The organism is Streptomyces sp. SN-593, from assembly GCF_016756395.1.
In the GTDB taxonomy this organism is placed as follows: Bacteria; Actinomycetota; Actinomycetes; order Streptomycetales; family Streptomycetaceae; genus Actinacidiphila; species Actinacidiphila reveromycinica.
In genome coordinates this window covers 3,763,885-3,779,725 of sequence record NZ_AP018365.1, presented here as the reverse complement: position 1 = coordinate 3,779,725, position 15,841 = coordinate 3,763,885, and the positions used below count along the sequence as shown (strand labels likewise).

General features: G+C 73.7%; 14 protein-coding genes. 9 read left to right on the top strand and 5 right to left on the bottom strand.

What is annotated here, in order from left to right; translation table 11 throughout:
* Nucleotides 1-74: 74 nt before the first annotated feature.
* Nucleotides 75-2,438, bottom strand: a complete 2,364-nt coding sequence (locus RVR_RS15590; protein ID WP_202234422.1) for a transglycosylase domain-containing protein — start codon at nt 2,436-2,438, stop codon at nt 75-77.
* 610 nt (nt 2,439-3,048) lie between these two features.
* Here RVR_RS15590 and RVR_RS15585 point away from each other — a divergent pair.
* Nucleotides 3,049-3,387 (top strand): WhiB family transcriptional regulator, encoded by a 339-nt coding sequence (locus RVR_RS15585; protein ID WP_202234421.1) that lies wholly within the window; start codon nt 3,049-3,051, stop codon nt 3,385-3,387.
* Here the strand turns inward: RVR_RS15585 and bagB are convergent.
* Both bagB and bagA read right to left on the bottom strand, forming a co-directional pair.
* The gene (gene bagB, locus RVR_RS15580; protein ID WP_202234420.1) at nt 3,369-4,664 is read right to left on the bottom strand and encodes an ATPase BagB; all 1,296 of its coding nucleotides are present in this window, start codon (nt 4,662-4,664) and stop codon (nt 3,369-3,371) included. The two genes, RVR_RS15585 and bagB, sit on opposite strands and share 19 nt — an antisense overlap.
* 186 nt (nt 4,665-4,850) lie before the next feature.
* Entirely contained in the window at nt 4,851-6,002 is a 1,152-nt protein-coding gene (gene bagA, locus RVR_RS15575; protein WP_237404772.1) for an ATPase BagA, read from the bottom strand.
* Nucleotides 6,003-6,230: 228 nt separating this feature from the next.
* On the opposite strand from bagA, the gene sp36 reads away from it, so the two are divergent.
* The 6 genes from sp36 to RVR_RS15545 all read left to right on the top strand — a co-directional run bounded on the left by sp36 (nt 6,231) and on the right by RVR_RS15545 (nt 10,725).
* The gene (gene sp36, locus RVR_RS15570) at nt 6,231-6,389 is read left to right on the top strand and encodes a Sp36 family protein (protein WP_202234418.1); all 159 of its coding nucleotides are present in this window, start codon (nt 6,231-6,233) and stop codon (nt 6,387-6,389) included.
* Complete coding sequence (locus tag RVR_RS15565; protein WP_202234417.1) at nt 6,386-6,853, top strand: RidA family protein; 468 nt, start codon at nt 6,386-6,388, stop codon at nt 6,851-6,853. The genes sp36 and RVR_RS15565 overlap by 4 nt, the downstream gene beginning before the upstream one ends.
* Before the next feature lie 257 nt (nt 6,854-7,110).
* The gene (locus RVR_RS37600) at nt 7,111-7,434 is read left to right on the top strand and encodes a DUF952 domain-containing protein (RefSeq protein ID WP_237405318.1); all 324 of its coding nucleotides are present in this window, start codon (nt 7,111-7,113) and stop codon (nt 7,432-7,434) included.
* Between the two features lie 113 nt (nt 7,435-7,547).
* The gene (locus tag RVR_RS15555) at nt 7,548-8,450 is read left to right on the top strand and encodes an NUDIX hydrolase (RefSeq protein ID WP_202234415.1); all 903 of its coding nucleotides are present in this window, start codon (nt 7,548-7,550) and stop codon (nt 8,448-8,450) included.
* Nucleotides 8,447-9,280: an MBL fold metallo-hydrolase gene (locus tag RVR_RS15550; protein ID WP_202234414.1), complete on the top strand. Its 834-nt coding sequence runs from the start codon at nt 8,447-8,449 to the stop codon at nt 9,278-9,280. Before RVR_RS15555 ends, RVR_RS15550 begins: the two co-directional genes overlap by 4 nt.
* Nucleotides 9,281-9,453: 173 nt before the next feature.
* Nucleotides 9,454-10,725 (top strand): cytochrome P450, encoded by a 1,272-nt coding sequence (locus tag RVR_RS15545; RefSeq protein WP_237405317.1) that lies wholly within the window; start codon nt 9,454-9,456, stop codon nt 10,723-10,725.
* A 143-nt stretch (nt 10,726-10,868) separates the two neighbouring features.
* On the opposite strand, the gene RVR_RS15540 is transcribed toward RVR_RS15545, so the two are convergent.
* Nucleotides 10,869-11,696, bottom strand: a complete 828-nt coding sequence (locus RVR_RS15540; RefSeq protein WP_202234412.1) for a diacylglycerol kinase family protein — start codon at nt 11,694-11,696, stop codon at nt 10,869-10,871.
* A gap of 134 nt (nt 11,697-11,830) precedes the next feature.
* Between RVR_RS15540 and RVR_RS15535 the strand changes: the two genes are divergently transcribed.
* Nucleotides 11,831-13,114, top strand: coding sequence for an adenylosuccinate synthase (locus RVR_RS15535; protein ID WP_202234411.1), 1,284 nt, complete (start codon nt 11,831-11,833; stop codon nt 13,112-13,114).
* An 80-nt stretch (nt 13,115-13,194) separates the two neighbouring features.
* On the opposite strand, the gene RVR_RS15530 is transcribed toward RVR_RS15535, so the two are convergent.
* Nucleotides 13,195-14,997, bottom strand: coding sequence for a serine/threonine-protein kinase (locus RVR_RS15530; RefSeq protein ID WP_202234410.1), 1,803 nt, complete (start codon nt 14,995-14,997; stop codon nt 13,195-13,197).
* 157 nt (nt 14,998-15,154) lie between these two features.
* Here RVR_RS15530 and RVR_RS15525 point away from each other — a divergent pair, with 157 nt between their 5' ends.
* Nucleotides 15,155-15,841, top strand: coding sequence for a GntR family transcriptional regulator (locus RVR_RS15525; protein ID WP_202234409.1), 687 nt, complete (start codon nt 15,155-15,157; stop codon nt 15,839-15,841).

The window sequence follows — 15,841 nt, the reverse complement described above, 5'->3', positions numbered from 1 at the left end:
GGCAGGCACACGTAAGGGGCACCCACTCTGGTGGGTGCCCCTTACGTGTGCCTACGTCCGCGCGTGCTCCGCCGCTATGGGAAGCCGGTCCCCCCGCCCGACGGCTGGAGGATGCCTCCCGACCCGTCCGTCGTGCCCTGGTCCGACGTCCCCCCGGTCGTCGTCGTGCCACCGGTGGTGGTTCCGCCGGCGGCACCCGCGTCCGCCCCGCCGGTGGTCCCCCCGGCGGTACTGGTGCCCACGGTGGTGATCGCGCCGGTCGTCGTGCCCATCACCGTGAAGCCGCCGTTGCCGCCGTGCTTGCCGTGGCCCTTGCCGTTGTCTCCGCCGCCGTCACCGTTGGTGTCCCCGGTGGTGTCGCCGTTCGTCGGCTGGTCGGACTTGGTCGGGTCCGGGACGTTGAGCGGGACCGTGGTGAAGTTCTCCACCGGCGAGCCCTCAAGGGCGCCGGTCATGGCGTCCTTCCAGATCGGCGCCGGACCGGTGGCTCCCTGCACCTTGTCGTAGCTGGTCGGGCCGATGGTGATGTCGATCATCTGCCGGCTGTGCGCCGGGTCGCCCATCCACACGGCCGAGGCGAGGTTCGGGGTGTAGCCGGCGAACCAGGCGGCGTAGCGGTTGTCGGTGGTACCGGTCTTACCGGCGGTCTCCCGGCCGGTGAGGTTGGCCGCGGTGCCCGTACCGTCGTCGACGACGCCCTTGAGCATGGTGTTCAGGGTGTCCGCGGTCTGCTGCGACATGGCCTGCGAGCACAGCGACTTGGGCACCGTCAGGTGCTTGCCCTGGGCGTTGGTGACCGAGTTGATCACGATCGGCGTGCAGTAGACGCCGCGGTTGGCGAAGGCGGCGTACGCGGCGGCCACCGACAGCGGCGACACCTCGTTGGTGCCCAGGGTCAGCGACGCGCCCTCCACCAGCGGCTTGCCGTCGGCCCGGCCCACGCCGAGCTTGTCGGCCATCTTCACGATCGGGCACAGGCCGACGTCGGCCTCGAGCGCCACGAAGTAGGTGTTGATCGACTGCTTCAGCGCGTCGGGCATCGAGAACGGCCCGACCTCGGACGGCAGCTCGTTCTGCGTCGTCTTGTCGCTGTGCAGGACCGACCCGCTGCAGGTGGTCACGTCGGGGTACTGGAGCTTGTTCGGCGAGGGGTAGGTCTGCGAGGGCTTGTACCCCGCCTCCAAGGCGGCGGCCGCGGTGATCGGCTTGAACGTCGAACCGTTCTGGAAGCCCTCGCCGCCGTCCATGTCCTGGTCGACGGAGTAGTTGATCTGCGTCTCGTTCTTGTCGAGGCCGTACGGCTTGCTCTGGCCCATCGCGATGACCTTGCCGGTGCCGGGCTGCACCATGGTCATCGCCGCGGCGATGGTGTCGCTCTTGTAGACGTGGTTGCTGATGCCGTTGATCAGCGACTTCTGCGCCTTCGGGTCGAGCGTGGTGTGGATGGTCAGGCCGCCGGTGTCCCAGAGCTTGGCGCGATCGGCCTTCGTCTTGCCGAAGGCGGCGTTCTGGAGGAAGGTCTCGCGGACGTAGTCGCAGAAGAAGCCGGCGCCGTTGACGGCGGTGATGCAGCCGTTCTTGGGGGTGCTGACCTTCAGGCCGAGCGGGGCCTTCTCCGCGGCCGCGGCCTGGGCCGCGGTGATGTCCTTGAGCTGGGCCATCCGCGCCAGCACGGTGTTGCGGCGCTCGGTCGCGGCGTTCGGCGAGGTGATCGGGTCGTACCCGGTCGGGGACTGCACCAGCCCGGCCAGCATCGCGGCCTGCGGGAGGGTGAGGTCCTTGGCGTGGGTGCTGAAGTACCGCTCCGAGGCGGCCTCGATGCCGTAGGCCTGCTCGCCGAAGAAGGTGATGTTGAGGTAGTTCTCCAGGATCTTCTTCTTGCCGAGCTCCTTCTCGACCTGGATCGCGTACTTCATCTCCTTGATCTTGCGGCCCACGGTCTGCTGGGTGGCCTCGGCGACCTTGCTCTGGTCGTCGCCGGCCTCCTCCACGAACACGTTCTTCACGTACTGCTGGGTGAGGGTGGAGGCGCCCTGGGTGCCGCTGTCCGACGCGTTGTGGCTCAGGGCGCGCAGGATGCCCTTGAGGTCGATGGCGCCGTGCTCGTAGAACCGCGAGTCCTCGATGTCGACCAGCGCGTTGAGGATGTTGGGGCTCATCTGGGTGATCGGGACCACAGTGCGGTCGCGCGAGTACACGGTCGCGATGAGCCCGCCGTTCGCGTCGAGGATCTTGGACGCCTGGCTCAGCGGTGGCTGCTTCAGCTCCCCGGGCAGGTCGTCGAAGCCCTTGACGGTGCCCTTCGCGGACAGCCCGAGAGCGCCGGCGGCGGGCAACGCGATCCCCGCGAGCACCACCCCGGCCAACACGCTGACACCGAGGAACTTCGCGGCCTGCTGGGCCGTCGACACTCCCCCACCGGAACGCTTGTGAGCCATGCAGAGCAGCCTAAACCCCGATCCTGGGTGTTCCGGAGGGAGCGGTGCCTTTCCGGGCGGACGCGTACGAGACCGTGACATTGCGAGGTTGTGACCTTCGTGACGGGAACGGGTCACGAACGGTCGGCGGGGCGGGGCGCGCGCCGGCTCGCGACCGGTCGGAGTGTCGGGTCGTGCGCCGGCGCATGGCGTGGCGGGCGCCGCTCGGGACCCCGCACGCGACGCACGGAGCACGGGCCTCGCGAATTCCCGGACGCGCGGCGGGGTGGTCGCCTACTCTGTTGCATGCGGGGCGCGAGGGCATCGCTGCCCCTTACCTTCCATCGTCACTCTTGTGAGTGATGAGAACTGCCCGAATTTCGGTATATGCCGGGGGACTTGGCGCCTCCGGGTGACGGGAGAGACCGAAATCTCCCGTTCGCCCGATTCCTTCGCGGATCACTCCGTTGGGTGATCTGCCGCGCACGCATAGTCCATTCGGGCCATGCAAGATTGGGCCTGAAAGGGCTGTTGCGTCGCGCCTACCTTCCGTAACGTCCTCAACTGGCAACGGTGAATATGCCGTTCGCCGCCGTGGGGGAGCCTCGATTCGGGAGAGGACGGCGCCAGCATGAGCAGCTGGGTAACCGACTGGAGCACGCAGGCCGCGTGCAAGACGACTGATCCGGACGAACTGTTCGTCCAGGGTGCGGCCCAGAACCGGGCCAAGGCGGTGTGCACCGGATGCCCGGTGCGGACCGAGTGCCTGGCGGACGCGCTCGACAACCGGGTCGAGTTCGGTGTGTGGGGGGGGATGACCGAGCGTGAACGCCGCGCTCTGCTGCGCCGCCGTCCGACGGTGACGTCCTGGCGCAGGCTGCTGGAGACGGCCCGTACCGAGTACGAGCGCAGCACCGGACTGCTGCCGATCGGCGAGGAGGCGGACGAGGACTACGCCGCGGCCGGCTGATCGCCGCCCAGACGCAGCCCGATCGCCCGCAGGCCCTCCAGGTCGTGCACGTCCCCCGGTAGCGCCGTGACCTCCACCACGGGCACCTCGGGGTGCACGGACACGAAGCGGTCCCGCGTGCGCCGCTCGCGGGCCACCACCTGCATCCGCTCGGCGTGCAGGCGCAGCAGTCCGGCGGTGAGCAGTTCCGTACGGCCCTGGGGGTCGGTTCCGGTGCGGTCCGAGGCGCTGTCCGCGGCGCCCTTCCCGGCGCCTCGCGCGGCGCCGGCGGTACCACCGGAGTCAGCCTTCCCGGCGGGGAGATCCACAATGCCGCCGTCCGCCGGATTTTCCGCGACCGCGTCCTCCAGCGCCTCGGCGGCGGCCAGTGCCCGCTCCGCGGTGAGCCGGTCGGCCCCGCTGCCGTGCACGCGGTTGAGTACCAGTCCGGCCAGCGGCATGTCCTCCGCGGCCAGCCGCTCCACGAAGTAGGCGGCCTCGCGCAGCGCGTCCCGCTCGGGCGCGGCGACCACCAGGAACGCGGTCCCGGGCGCCTGGAGCAGCCGGTACGTGGCGTCCGCGCGGGTGCGGAACCCGCCGAACATGGTGTCCATGGCGGCCACGAAGGTCTGCACGTCGCGCAGCAGCCCGGCGCCCATCACCTTGCTCAGGGTGCCGGTCATCATCGACATGCCCATGTTGAGGAACTTCACCCCGGCCCGGCCGCCGACCTTCGCCGGGGCCATCAGCAGCTTGATGAAGCGGCCGTCCAGGAACGAGCCGAGCCGCTTGGGCGCGTCCAGGAAGTCCAGCGCGCTACGGCTCGGCGGGGTGTCCACGATGATGAGGTCCCAGGCGTCCTGGGCCCGTAGCTGGCCCAGTTTCTCCATCGCCATGTACTCCTGGGTGCCGGCGAAACCGGCCGACAGCGACTGGTAGAAGGGGTTCTCCAGGATCGCCCGGGCCCGCTCGGGGTCGGAGTGCTGCACCACGACCTCGTCGAACGTCCGCTTCATGTCCAGCATCATCGCGTGCAGCGATCCGCCCGCCGACCGATCGATTCCGGCCACCTCGCGCGGGGTGTTGTCGAGTTCGGTCAGCCCCATGGACTGCGCGAGCCGGCGCGCGGGGTCGATGGTCAGCACCACCGCGGTGCGCCCGCGCTCGGCGGCGCGCACCCCCAGCGCGGCGGCCGTGGTGGTCTTGCCGACACCGCCGGAGCCGCAGCACACGATGATGCGGGCCTTCGGGTCGTCGAGCAGCGGGTCGATCTCCAGCAGGGGGCTTTCCAGGCTCATCCGTACGACCTCGGAACTCGGGTTCGTGGTGCGCGGTCTGTGTCGGCGGTGCGGGCGTTTGCGCGGGCGGCGGTGCGGGCGTTTGCGCGGGTGGTGGTGCGGGCGGCGGCGCGGGTGGTGGCGCCGGCGGTCCCGGCGCGGGGGCAGGACGGGGCGGCCCCGGCGCGGCGGGAGCGGGCGGGGGGCTCAGTCATCGTCCACGGCCGCGGCCTCGTGCGGCAGGTCCGGCTCGTCCGGCGCGACGGGCGCGTGCGCGTCCTCGCGCGCGGGGGCCACCGCCTGGTGGCGCAGGCTCTCCGCGAGCCGGTAGAGCCCGCCGAGGTCCACGCCGTCGCCGAGCAGCTCCAACTCCCGCACCGGCAGGCCGAGCGCCGCGATCTCGGCGCGTTGCTCGCGTTCCAGCACCACCCGCTGGGCGTGCTCGTGGGCCTGGGCGAGGAGCGGTTCGACGAGGCGTTCCGCGACGCCCCCGCGCCGCGCGCCGCCCAGCCCGGCCTGGGACAGCGCCTTGGCGACCGCGGCCCTGCGCTTGCCGTTGCCGTTTCCGGCGCCGTTCCCGTTCGCGCCGCCCTTCGACTTCGTACCGCCCGCGCCGGCCTCGGCGTCGGCCACCTCGGCCAGTTCGGCGTCCGCCAGCAGCACCGGCCGCACCATGTTGACGATCACCGCGCCCACCGGCAGCCCCGCCGAGCGCAGCTCCGCCACGCCGTCCATCGTCTCCTGGACGGGCATCTCCTCCAGCAGCGTCACCAGGTGGATCGCGGTCTGCGGGGACTTCAGCACCCTCATCACGGCCTGCGCCTGGTTGTGTATCGGCCCGACCCTGGCCAGCCCGGCGACCTCGTCGTTCACGTTGAGGAAGCGGGTAATGCGCCCGGTCGGCGGGGCGTCGAGCACCACCGAGTCGTACACCGGCCAGCCGGCCTTGTCCTTGCGGCGCACCGCCTCGCACACCTTGCCGGTGAGCAGCACGTCCCGCAGGCCGGGGGCGACCGTGGTGGCGAAGTCGATCGCGCCGAGCTTCCTCAGCGCCCGGCCGGCCCGGCCGAGCTTGTAGAACATGTCGAGGTAGTCGAGCATCGCCAGCTCGGCGTCGATGGCCAGGGCGTGCACCTCGCCGCCCCCCGATGCGGAAGCGATCCTGCGCTCCTCGTACGGCAGGGCCTCGGTCTCGAAGAGCTGGGCGATGCCCTGCCGCTCCTCGACCTCGCACAGCAGCACCCGGCGGCCCTCGGCCGCGAGGGCGAGCGCCAGCGCGGCGGCGACCGTGGTCTTGCCCGTGCCGCCCTTGCCCGTCACGACGTGGAGCCTGACGGCTGATGACTGTTGGGGGCTCACCCTTGCGAGCCTAACCATTCGGCGGCCCGGTCACCCCTCCGGCCACCGGTTCGCTGTGCGGAGCCGCGGCACGGGCGGGGCGCGGCCGGGGCGCGGGCCGGGCGGGATGCCGGGCCGCGGGCGTGTTCGGCGGGGGCCCACGGGGGTCCCGGCGGGCCCCGGTGGGGCGAACCGGCGACCGGAGGGGAGCGGGCCGGGCGCGGGCCGGCGAGGCACTAAGGTCGCGGTATGGCGAAGAAGTGGGAGTACGCGACCGTACCGCTGCTGGTGCACGCGACGAAGCAGATCCTGGACAACTGGGGCGAGGACGGCTGGGAGCTGGTCCAGGTCGTTCCGGGCCCGAACACCGAGCAGCTCGTGGCGTACCTGAAGCGGGAGAAGGAATGAGCGGGCTCGTCGCGTCGCGCCTCGCCGACCTGGGGCTGACCCTGCCCGAGGTGGTGCCGCCGCTGGCCGCCTACCAGCCTGCGGTCCGCTCCGGCGCGTACGTCTTCACCTCGGGCCAGTTGCCGATGGTCGCCGGGAAGCTGCCGGTGACCGGCAAGGTCGGTGCCGAGGTCAGCCCCGAGCAGGCCAAGGAGCTCGCCGCGACCTGCGCGCTGAACGCCCTCGCGGCGGTCCGCTCGGTGGCAGGCGACCTGGACCGGATCGCCCGGGTGGTCAAGGTGGTCGGCTTCGTCGCCTCGGCGCCCGACTTCACCGGCCAGCCCGCGGTGGTCAACGGCGCCAGCGAGCTGCTCGGCGCGGTGCTGGGGGACCGCGGCGTGCACGCCCGCAGTGCGGTCGGCGTCGCGGTGCTGCCGCTGGACGCGCCGGTCGAGGTCGAGATCCAGGTCGAACTGGCCGACTGAGCCCGCCCCGCGCCGGCCGGCGGATGTCCGGCGCACGGGCGGCGCACGGACGGTGACACGAGGAGCGCGCGATGAGCGGGAACACGGAAGAGGGCGCCGGTACGTCCGGGCCACCGACCTCCGGTGCGGACTCCGCCGCGTCCGCGGGCCCGGACACCGGTGCGGACTCCGCCGCGGCCGGGGGCTCGCGCCCCGGTGCGGCCGGTGACCCGGGGGCGGGTACGGCCGGGCCGGGGTCGGTCCCCGCGCGGTCGGACCTGATCCTCCACCTCACCGAGCGCCCCCTGTGGGACCAGGCCCGCGCGGTGGGCAGCTACGAACTGTCCACCCGCGGCCGCACCCTCGGCGACGTGGGCTTCATCCACTGCTCGCTGCGCCACCAGCTCCCGGCGGTCGCCGCGCTGCTCTACGGCGCCGAGCCGGACCGCGCCGACCTGGTCGTCCTCGTGATCGAGGTGGCCCGGCTCGGCGTGCCGGTCCGCTACGAGCCGCCGGTCCCGGGAGCCGAGGAGTTCCCGCACGTCTACGGCCCGCTGCCGGTCGGCGCGGTGGTCGCGGTCGAGCCGTGGCCGGGGGCCTGACCGGACCCGGTCCGAAGACGTCCCCGCGTGGTGCGGGCGTGCTGGCGCGCGTTCGTCCACAGCCGTTCGGGTGACTCTCGAACAAACGGGCAGCGGCGACGTAGGCTCCGGCCATGAGCAGCGACAACAGTTCCCCCTTCGGTGCGGACTGGGCCGACCGCGTCCGCGCCCTGGCGAGCGGCGAACTGGTCCCGGTCGAGGCGCGCCCGGCCGCGACGGTCCTCCTGCTGCGCGACTTGGAGGCGGCGCCGGCCGGTGCGGGCGGCGGCGGTGCCGCGCGGGAAGCCGCCGGCCCGGCCGTCCACATGCTGCGGCGCCGCGCGTCCATGGCCTTCGCCGCGGGGGCGTACGCGTATCCGGGCGGCGGGGTCGATCCGCGGGACGAGCGGCCGGTGCGCTGGGCCGGGCCGCCGCTGGACTGGTGGGCGCGGGCCCTGGGCGTGCCCGAGCGCCAGGCGCAGGCGGTGGTCTGCGCGGCGGTCCGCGAGACCTTCGAGGAGGCCGGTGTGCTGCTGGCCGGCCCGGACGGCGCGAGCGTGGTCGCCGACACCACGGGGGAGCGGTGGGAGGCGGACCGCGCCGCGCTGGTCGCCCACGACCTCGCCTTCGCCGACTTCCTCGCCGCGCGCGACCTGGTGCTGCGCTCGGACCTGCTCGCCCCGTGGGCGCGATGGATCACCCCCGAGTTCGAGCGGCGGCGCTACGACACCTGGTTCTTCCTGGCCCTCCTGCCACCGGGCCAGCGCACGCGCGACGTCTCCGGCGAGGCGGACCGGACCGTCTGGCTGCGGCCCGCCGAGGCGGTGGACGGCCACGCCCGCGGCGAGATGGCGATGCTCCCGCCGACGCTGGCCACCCTCCGCTCGCTGCTGCCCTACGGCGGCGCCGCCGAGGCACTGGCCGCGGCGTCCGGCCGCGACCTGACGCCGGTCATCGCGCGGGCGTCGCTGGACGACGAGGGCCGGGTCGTCCTGACCTGGCCGGGCCACGACGAGTTCACCCGGGAGCATTCGTGACCGCCCCCCAGCCGCCGGGCCGACCGCAGCCCACCGTCGGCGGCACCGCCACCGCCCGGGCGCTGTGCGTCCTGGCGCCCAACCCGTCGCCGATGACACTCGACGGCACCAACACCTGGGTCGTCGCCGAGCCCGGCTCCCCGCTGGCGGTCGTCATCGACCCCGGGCCGCTGGACGAGGAGCACCTGGCCCGGGTGGTCGCCACCGTCGAGGAGCAGGGCCGCCGGGTCGCGCTGACCCTGCTCACCCACGGCCACCCGGACCACGCGGAGGGCGCGGGCCGCTTCGCCGAGCTGACCGGCACCCCGGTGCGCGCCCTCGACCCGGCGCTGCGGCTGGGCGAGGAGGGCCTGGCCGCGGGGGACACCGTGACCACCGGCGGCCTGGAGCTGCGGGTGATCGCCACCCCCGGGCACACCGCCGACTCACTCTCCTTCCACCTGCCCGCCGACCGGGCGGTGCTGACCGGCGACACCGTGCTGGGCCGCGGCACCACGGTGGTCGCCCACCCCGACGGCCGCCTCGGCGACTACCTGGACTCCCTGCGCCGGCTCCAGTCGCTGACCGTGGACGCCGAGGTGGACACGGTCCTGCCCGGCCACGGCCCGGTGCTCGACGACGCGCGCGGCGCCGTCGAGTTCTACCTCGCCCACCGCGCGCACCGCCTGGCCCAGGTCGAGACCGCCGTCGAGTCCGGGCTGCGCACCGCCGCCGACGTGGTCGCCCACGTCTACGCCGACGTCGACCGCGCGCTCTGGCCCGCCGCCGAGCTGTCGGTCCGCGCCCAACTCGACTACCTGCGCGAACACGGACTGATCGAACTGCCATGACCTCTCCGCACCTGCCCGGACCCGCCCCCCGGCCCACGCCCGCCCCGACGGCGCCGTCGGCGCCGCGCGACTCCGCCTCGCCCGTCCCGACGGCCCGGCGCGACTCCGGCTCGCCCGCGGCCGCACCGCCCCCGACCTCGGACGCGGCCACCGACCCCGCCACGGCCACCGCCCTGTTCGCGCCCTGGTCGCCCGCCTTCGTCCAGGACCCGTACCCCGCCTACGCGGCCCTGCGGGCGGCCGGCCGCGCCCACCGTTTCGACCCCACCGACCAGTGGCTCGTGCCGCACCACGACGACGTCAGCGCCCTGCTGCGGGACCGCCGGCTCGGCCGTACCTACCTGCACCGCTTCACGCACGAGGAGTTCGGCCGGACGCCTCCGCCGCCTGAGCACGAGCCGTTCACGACCCTCAACGGCAACGGGATGCTGGACCTCGAAGCGCCGGTGCACACCCGTATCCGGCGCCTGGTCGCCAAGGCGTTCACCCCGCGCATGGTGGACGACCTCGCGCCGACCGTGCACCGGCTGGCCGCCGAGCTGATCGCCGGGCTGCGCGCGGACGGCGGGGGCGACCTGCTGGCCCGCGTCGCCGAGCCGCTGCCGGTCGCGGTCATCGCCGAGATGCTCGGGGTGCCGCCCGCCGACCGCGGGCTGCTGCGTCCGTGGTCCTCGGCGATCACCGGGATGTTCGAGTTGAACCCGAGCGAGGAGACCGCGCGGCGCGCGGTGCGGGCCAGCGAGGAGTTCTCCGCCTACCTGCGCGACCTGATCGCCACCCGCCGCCGCGCGCCGGGCGGCGACCTGATCAGCGCGCTGATCGCCGCACACGACGACGGCGACGTGCTCAGCGAGCAGGAGATGGTCTCCACCTGCGTACTGCTGCTCAACGCCGGCCACGAGGCCACGGTGAACAGCACGACCCTCGGCTGGCTCCAGCTCTTCCGCCACCCCGACCAGCTCCGCCTGCTCGGCGAGGCGGTCCGCGGCGCGTCCACGGGCCCCGGCGCGTCCACAGGCACAGGCACAGGCACCGGCGGCTCGGCCGGAGACGACCTGCTGCGCGGCGCCGTCGAGGAGATGCTCCGCTACGACACCCCGCTCCAGCTCTTCGAGCGCTGGGTGCTGGACGACATCGAGATCGGAGGCACCACGATCCCGCGCGGCAGCGAGGTGGCGCTGCTCTTCGGCTCCGCCAACCGCGACCCGGCACGCTTCACCGACCCCGACCGCTTCGACATCACCCGGCCCGCGGCGGCGAACAAGCACGTCACCTTCGGTGCGGGCATCCACTTCTGCCTGGGCGCGCCGCTGGCCCGGCTCGAACTGGCCGCGTCCTTCGGCGCCTTCCTGCGCGACGCCCCCGGCATGCGGCTGGTCGAGGAGCCCGCCTGGCGCCCCGGCTACGTGATCCGCGGACCGGAGGAACTGCTCGTCACCTGGTGACGCCCGCCCCCCGCCACCCCCACTGGGCCCGGGCCCCGCCTCCGCCGCCCCACCGGCCCGAGCCCCGGCCCCGCGCGCCTTCCCCGCCGAACCGGCCCCCGCCGCCCCGGGCCCCGACGCCGACAGTGCTCCCGGTCCCGTCGCTACCGCGGCACCGTCAGCCGCCAGGCCGACGGCTCCACCGTCCACGTCCGGGTCCGGACCGGCCCGGTGATCGCCGAGTCGGCCCGGTAGCGGAAGTCGCGGCCCGAGACGGTGACCGTGCGCGCCCGGGTGGACACCTGCGCGGAGCCCGGGGCGCGGCGGACGGAGACCTCCGCGAGCCCGGTGGGCGCCGGCCGCACCGACACCTCGTGCACCGGCTCGTCCAGGTCGGCGAGCACCACCCCGTCGGCCTCGACCCGCAGCCGCTGGCGGTGCTGCGGCGCGCTGCCGTTGACCGGGATCGGCGAGGTGAGGGTGCGCACCAGGGAGCGGGCGGTCTTCTCCACCGGTGTCCACCAGTGCGCGGCGGTGTGCGCGACGGGCATGCCGTACGGGAGGCTGAGCGTGCCGAGCACGATGCCGCCGCTCTCGTCGACCAGCAGGTCCAGCTCGCGCTCCACCCCGTCGAGCACCGCGCGGGCCGCCGCGGGGACCTGCGCCGGCACCCCCAGCGCGTGCGCCAGCGTGGAGCGCGGCCCGATCGGCACCATCGACACCGGCGAGTCGTGCAGGGTGCGCTCGCGCCGCAGCACGTTGACCGTGCGCAGCAGGGCCGCGTCGTCGCCGAGCACCACCAGGTGGCGCCGGCCGCGATGGGTCAGCGCCCGCTCGGCCTCCTCCGCGGACTCGGGGAAAGCCATCTTCACCGACGCCGCGCCGGCACACAGCACGTCCTTGGCGATCCGGACGGATTCGCCGTCGGTGGCGCGTGCGGCGGGGTCGATGACGACGAGCAGGGAATGCCCGGCCGGGACGTGAGCCGACACCTTCGTCCTTCCTCAGGTAAAGTCTTGGTGCAAGAGCCCCTTGCGCCGTTGCGTCAGGGGCTTCGTCTATTCCGGGGCAGGTTCGACGGCTCTCTGCACGTTGGACATGCCCCGCCCGGAAGGGGTGTACGCCTGTGCCCGCACTTGTGCTGCTCGGTGCTCAGTGGGGTGACGAGGGCAAGGGGAAGGCCACCGACCTGCTCGGTGGCTCAGTGGACTACGTGGTGCGCTACCAGGGCGGCAACAACGCCGGTCACACGGTCGTCGTCGGCGACCAGAAGTACGCACTGCACCTGCTCCCCTCCGGAATCCTGTCACCGGACTGCGTCCCGGTGATCGGCAACGGCGTCGTCGTCGACCCGAAGGTCCTGCTCTCCGAGCTGAGCGGGCTGAACGAGCGCGGTGTCGACACGTCCAAACTGCTGATCAGCGGCAACGCCCACCTGATCACTCCCTACCACCAGACGATCGACAAGGTGACCGAGCGGTTCCTCGGCAACCGGAAGATCGGCACCACGGGACGCGGCATCGGGCCGGCGTACGCGGACAAGATCAACCGGGTCGGCATCCGGGTCCAGGACCTCTTCGACGAATCGATCCTCCAGCAGAAGGTCGAGGCCGCCCTCCAGGACAAGAACCAGATCCTGGTCAAGATCTTCAACCGGCGCGCCATCACCACCGAGCAGGTCGTCGAGGAGTACCTCGGCTACGCGGCGCAGATCAAGGACTTCGTCACCGACACCGCCCTGGTGCTGAACGACGCGCTGGACGCCGGCAAGGTGGTGCTCATGGAGGGCGGGCAGGGCACCCTCCTCGACGTCGACCACGGCACCTACCCCTTCGTCACCTCGTCGAACCCGACGTCCGGCGGCGCCTGCACCGGCAGCGGTGTGGGCCCCACCAAGATCACCCGGGTGATCGGCATCCTCAAGGCGTACACAACGCGTGTGGGCTCCGGACCGTTCCCCACCGAGCTGCTGGACGAGGACGGCGACAAGCTGCGCACCGTGGGCCACGAGTTCGGCGTCACCACCGGACGCGACCGCCGCTGCGGCTGGTTCGACGCGGTGATCGCCCGTTACGCCACCCGGGTCAACGGCCTCACCGACTTCTTCCTCACCAAGCTGGACATCCTCACCGGCTGGGAGCGCGTCCCGGTCTGCGTGGCCTACGAGATCGACGGCCGCCGGGTGGAGGAACTCCCCTACAGCCAGAGCGACTTCCACCACGCCAAGCCGATCTACGAGTACCTGCCCGGCTGGTCGGAGGACATCACCGGCGCCAAGTCCCTCGACGACCTGCCCAAGAACGCGCGGGAGTACGTCAGGGCGCTGGAGGAGATGTCGGGGGCGCCGATCTCGGCGATCGGGGTCGGTCCCGGCCGGAACCAGACGATCGAGATCAACTCCTTCCTCTGAGCCCGTACCGCTCCCCGCCGCCCGCGCGGAACGGTCCGCTCCCACCCCGGTGGGCGGGGCCGGTCCGCGCGGGCGGCACCTCAGTCGGTGACCTTGGTGTACGTCAGCGGTGCCTTGCCGTCGTCGACGTCGCTGCGCCGCAGGTGGGTCGGGTCGACCAGGCTCAGCGTGCTGGCGTCGCCGGGGGAGCAGGAGGACGCGGGCGTGCCGGTGACCACCTTCGACGGGCTGAGCCGGACCGGCGGCCCGTCCGCGGTGACCTTCATGTCCCAGAAGCAGGCGTACGACGCGCTGTCGCCCGACAGCTCCACGTCGCCGCTCGCGTGCACGGTCAGGGTCCGCGTGTTGTCGCCGTTGTCGTCGCTGGTGAACGACGTCCGCCAGGTGCCCACCATGTCCTGGAACCCGCCGGCGCCCGCCGGCGCCGCATCCCGCGTCCCGCTGCCGGTCGGGGTCGGCGCGTGCGTGCTCGCGGTGGGGTCCGGCTCTGGCCCCGCGCTGTCCTTCCCGCCGTCGCGCACCGCGACGTAGGCGGTGGCCCCGCCGGCCACGAGGACCAGGGCGGCGACCGAGGCGGCGATCGAGCCGCGCCGGCGCCGCGGGGCCGCCGGCGGCGCGCTTGGCGAGGGCGCCGGCGGCAGGGGCGGTGCGACGGCCGGGCCTGCGGGAGCCGCTGCCCCGGGAGCTGTCGCCGCGGGAGCCGGAGTCCCGGGCGCGCTCGGACGTTCCGGCCACGAGGTGTACGTCGGCGCGTAGGCGGTCGGGGGCGGCGGCGCGGTCGGCGGCGCCTCGTCCTCCCGCGGGGCACCGCCCGGGCCGCTGGACGGCCCGGCGGACTGTGCCTCGGCCGGCGTCTCCGTCTGCGCGGCGCCCGAGGCGGACTCCGCCGGTGCCTCCGCCTCGGCCTCCAGCTCCAGCAGCCGCACCGCGTGCCGCCCGAGCTGCGCGACGATCGCCCCGGGCAGCCAGGGCTCCCCGTCGCCGCCTTCCAGGCCGTCCGGGCCGTCGCCACGCCCCGGGCCTTCCGGACCCTCCGGACCCTCCGGACCCGACGGGCCGTCGGCGCCGGCCGGGGCGAGCATCCGCTCCACCTCCGCGAGCGACGGCCGCCCCTGCGGGTCCTTCGTCAGGCAGGCGGCCACCAGGTCGCGCAGCCCCTCCGGCACGGCGTCCAGGTCCGGCGGCTCCTGCACGATCCGGAACATCTGGGCGTGCACCCCGCTGCCGGCCGCGCCGAACGGCTGGAGGCCGGTCGCGGCGTAGGCCAGCACCGAGCCGAGGCAGAAGACGTCGCACGCGGGCGTGACCCGGTCGCCCCGCACCTGCTCGGGCGACATGAACGCGGGCGACCCGACCATCGCCCCCGGGCCGGTCAGCGACGCGTCGGTGACCGTCTCCAGGGCCCGGGCGATGCCGAAGTCGATCACCCGGGGGCCGTCGATGGTGATCATCACGTTCGACGGCTTCAGGTCGCGGTGCACCAGGCCCGCGCCGTGGATGTCGGCCAGCGCGCGGGCCAGCCCGGCCGCGAGTACCCGGACCGAGCGCTCCGGCAGCGGCCCGTGGTCCTTGCCGACGACCTGCTGGAGCGACGGGCCCGGCACGTAGCCGGTGGCCACCCAGGGGACGGCGGCCTCGGTGTCGGCGTCGAGCACCGGCGCGGTCCAGCGCCCGCCGACGCGCCGGGCCGCGCCCACCTCGCGCCGGAACCGGCTGCGGAACTCGTCCTGCTCGGCCAGGTGCGGCCGCACCAGCTTCACCGCGACCGTGCGGCCCCGCTCGGACCTGGCCAGGAACACCTGGCCCATGCCGCCGACGCCGAGCCTCCCCAGCAGGCGGTACGCGCCGATCCAGCGTGGATCGTCGGCCTTCAGCTCTTCCATCGCCCCGTCCGCTCCCGCTCCCCGCCCGGCCGCGGGCCCGCCGTCGGCCAGCACGGCACACCCAGTACGGCGAAGAATAAGCATACGAACGCCAGTCGCCTATGGTGTGCGAAGTGCGGGCGCCTCGTGGCGCGAACGGGTACGGCGAGGAGGCGGCATGCGGGACGGCGGCGGGCCGCAGGTGCGGCGCAGCAGCCTGCGCCAGCAGATCGCCGACGCGCTGCGCGACGAGATCCTCACCGGCCGCCTCCAGTCCGGGCGCCGCTTCACCGTCAAGGAGATCGCCGAGACGTACGGGGTCTCCGCCACCCCGGTCCGCGAGGCGCTCGTCGACCTCGCCGCGCAGGGCCTGCTGGAGGTCGAGCAGCACCGCGGCTTCCAGGTGCGGCAGTTCACCGCGGCCGACTTCCGCTCGCTCACCGAGGCGCGCACCTTCGTGGTGGACGCGGCCTTCCGCTGGATGACCGAGTACGGCACCGCCGACCCGTCGCCCGAGGCGATCGCGTCCGTACGGCGCCGCGCCGAGGCCGCCGCGCGGGCCGCGCAGACCGGCGTGCTGGACGTGCTGATCGGCTGCGACCTGCGGTTCTGGCGGGAGCTGGCGGTCATGGGCGGCAACCCGCACCTGAGCGAGTTCCTGGACCGGGTGCGCGCCCAGGCGTGGATCTACGCGGTGCCGCACCTGCGCTCGCTGGCCGACCTCGCGGGCGTGTGCTGGTCCGACCACATCGCCCTGGCCGACGCCTTGGCCGACCGCGACACCGCCACCGCGCTGCACCTCACGCACGAGTACGGCGAGCACACCCTCGCGCTGGTCGAGAGGCTCGCGACGGCGCGCTCCTGA